This window comes from Gilliamella sp. HK2 (assembly GCF_001690265.1).
In the GTDB taxonomy this organism is placed as follows: Bacteria; Pseudomonadota; Gammaproteobacteria; order Enterobacterales; family Orbaceae; genus Gilliamella; species Gilliamella apicola_C.
The window spans coordinates 1-2753 of record NZ_LZGV01000007.1; the positions used below are offsets into that span (position 1 = coordinate 1).

Consider the following 2753-nt stretch of genomic DNA (forward strand, 5'->3'; position numbering starts at 1 on the left):
TGGGCCGCAGAGCGGATAGGGCATTTACTGGTCAAATATGAAAGTGAATGGTATGCCGATGAAGCATTAAGTAAATGGAATGAGATAGATGAGCTGTTTGAAGAAGAAAAGCAACAAAAAAAAGAGTCTATTGAAGCGATATTAGATAAAATCGGCATAATCGAGCCCTATCATCGAGACTTTGCCATGAAAAAAGTGGACGAAGCCCTTGAGCATGTCAAATCAAACTGGCAACTTGAAAAAGAGCAACGCATTAAACCGTCACTGTGGTGGAAAGAAGTGGCACAGGCACAAGCTCAAAACCCAACCGCAAACACTGATGCCAATACCCCTAAACTGTCCAATCTATCCGCAGACGGCAAGGCGTGGTTTATTCATCCGGTGGCGATGATAGATTACTTCCCTAAAAGCGAGATTCTTTTTCAGAAAGGGGATAAGCATGAGATTATTCGGGAAATTAATATCCGCCTTGCAGGTTTTGGTGGCAATGTACCAACCGATGAATTTACTGAAAGAACAGAAAAGATGATAAAACAGTTTCAACGTGATTATATGCAAGTTGAGGAAACAGGCGTTGTGGATATACAAGTTATACAAGCAATTGATAGATTTCAAGATGAGTATTCAATAGATTCATTTTTTACACAGGCTCAATGCCAATGTTCAACTTTTAAAAATCTGACTGAGCCAACTTGTAATGGTTTTGGGCTTAATAAAACTAATAATGGAAAAACAGGTGCTAATTATGCCTATGGGATTGAATATCCAGGCTTACATCGGACTTTGTTTTGGGTATTAAGAAGTATTATGTTTTATATTGATTCAGATGAACGATATCAACACTTGACTGTAGAAATCGTATCTTCTGGTTATCGATGTTGGGCTGATAATATTTATAATAATCGAAAAAGTACTAACCATATGGGTAAAGCGCTTGATATCCATGTCATTAAAAAAGAAAAAGCAAAATCTGAACACAGTAGAGATGAAAGGATCAATTGTTGTGATTTAGTTCGCGATATTTTAACTGAAAAAACAAATGCCGAATACAGATGGTTTCATTCTAATGGTATTGCTTTAGAGAATAGCTATACAAGATACCATCCAACAAGAGGACGTGACAATCAAAGTATAGCGAGTGTTTGGGCTCATTATGATGTTCGGGTTTTTGAGAGTAAATTTTTGGAAAATCAGTTTTTTGTCAAAACAGCAAAAGATATCAATGGTAAATATTTACAAGAGTTAGTTAAAAATTTAGGAAGCTAATAACATGTTTGGATTTTATTTTTATATAATAAAAAAATATATATCGTTAGCAAAACTTGTTTGTTTATTATATGTTTTTTTTAATTTTTCATATGTTTATGCAAAAGATATTAATCAAGCTTATTGGGTTTTAGATAAATATATTGAAAATAATTATCTAATGAAAAAAGATAGTTATAACCCTAATTATTTGAATAATTTACGAGTTAAGTTAGTTAATAATATCATTTATATTAATAATAACCAGTATAATGTCAGCGTACATCGAACATCTGATTTATCCCAATTGCTCACAAAAAATCTAATTGAAAATCCAATTATCAACGAATTTATTTTACCGAATGGTGATGTAAATTATTTACAATTCGATGATGTTTTAGATGTTGATTTAGCTAAATTATTATTGCCAAAGCATAGATTGATTTTTGGTAATGATCAGTTATTATTTATCAATGAATCTTTTGTTGCATCTTTTTTAAAACCCCAAAACAAGTATTCATTTCAAAAATTAAGTAATAAATTTCCCTCATTAGATTTACCAATTAATTCTAAAAGATCAGCGAAATTCATTCAGGATGAGAATTATTATAATTATCCTCAAAATATATCAAGAAGTTTTGCATACTATTTAAACTTATTCGATAACGATAGTTTATATGAACAGTTAAATAATTATTTAATTGATTTAAATGGAATAAAGCTACCTCAAATTAATAATGTGATAAATCCAATTTTAATAACTGGCACACAAGAAAATGAAGAGCAAATAATTTATCTTTACCTTTTATCAGAACAATATGATTTTTTAGATAAGATAATATTAAAAAATTATTATGGCGCAACAAGAGATGAGGCAACAAATATGTATCCAGCCGGTTTTGGGGGTTACAATATAGACAAAAACTATTCCATTGAACGCCAACAACGCTTTGAAGATGAAACAATAGAAATACAACATTTTCAAATTACAAAAGAAGGAAAGTTTCAAGAAATACCGGTTACGTCTAATTGCTATAGCAAATGGGCTACTAAAGATCCAAATAAACATTCGGCTAGAAGTCTTTTGTTAACAAGTAAGCAAGCTAATAATTATTTACGTTTTGAGGGTGGTCAATTAGAAGAGCTTGATAGTGCGACATTAACTTTAAACGCTAATGAAAAAAAACTTTGTGTTAATTATCAACAAGTTTATCCGGTAAACTTTGGTAAGACTAATTCAAAACAATTTTTTGATAATGAGGCATTATATCAACAGCAAGTAGAAAATTTTAAAAAATATCACATTGATATCAGTAACGAATTGGAATATGTCACATTTGAAAATATTGATGAACTACCTATAGCTAAATTTTTATTAAATGGCAATCAAGCCATTTATATGAACAATACATTATTTATTGTAGGTAAAGATTATTTTGTGGCTTACAGACAACCAACAAAAGAGGAGTTAGTTTATACGCAATAGCACAAAGGTATTAATGATTTGC

The 2753-nt window shown here is 30.7% G+C and carries 2 protein-coding genes; both read left to right on the forward strand.

What is annotated here, in order from left to right:
* Positions 1–1266, forward strand: a 1266-nt coding sequence (locus A9G45_RS00130; protein ID WP_141673550.1) for a peptidoglycan-binding domain-containing protein, incomplete at its 5' end; no start/stop codon positions are given.
* Positions 1267–1270: 4 nt separating this feature from the next.
* Positions 1271–2731: a hypothetical protein gene (locus tag A9G45_RS00135; RefSeq protein ID WP_065572339.1), complete on the forward strand. Its 1461-nt coding sequence runs from the start codon at positions 1271–1273 to the stop codon at positions 2729–2731.
* The last annotated feature ends 22 nt before the right edge of the window (positions 2732–2753 follow it).

Coding starts and splice junctions, on each gene's coding strand:
- A9G45_RS00135 (WP_065572339.1), top strand. CDS start 1,271: ATGTTTGGATTTTATTTTTATATAATAAAAAAATATATATCGTTAGCA.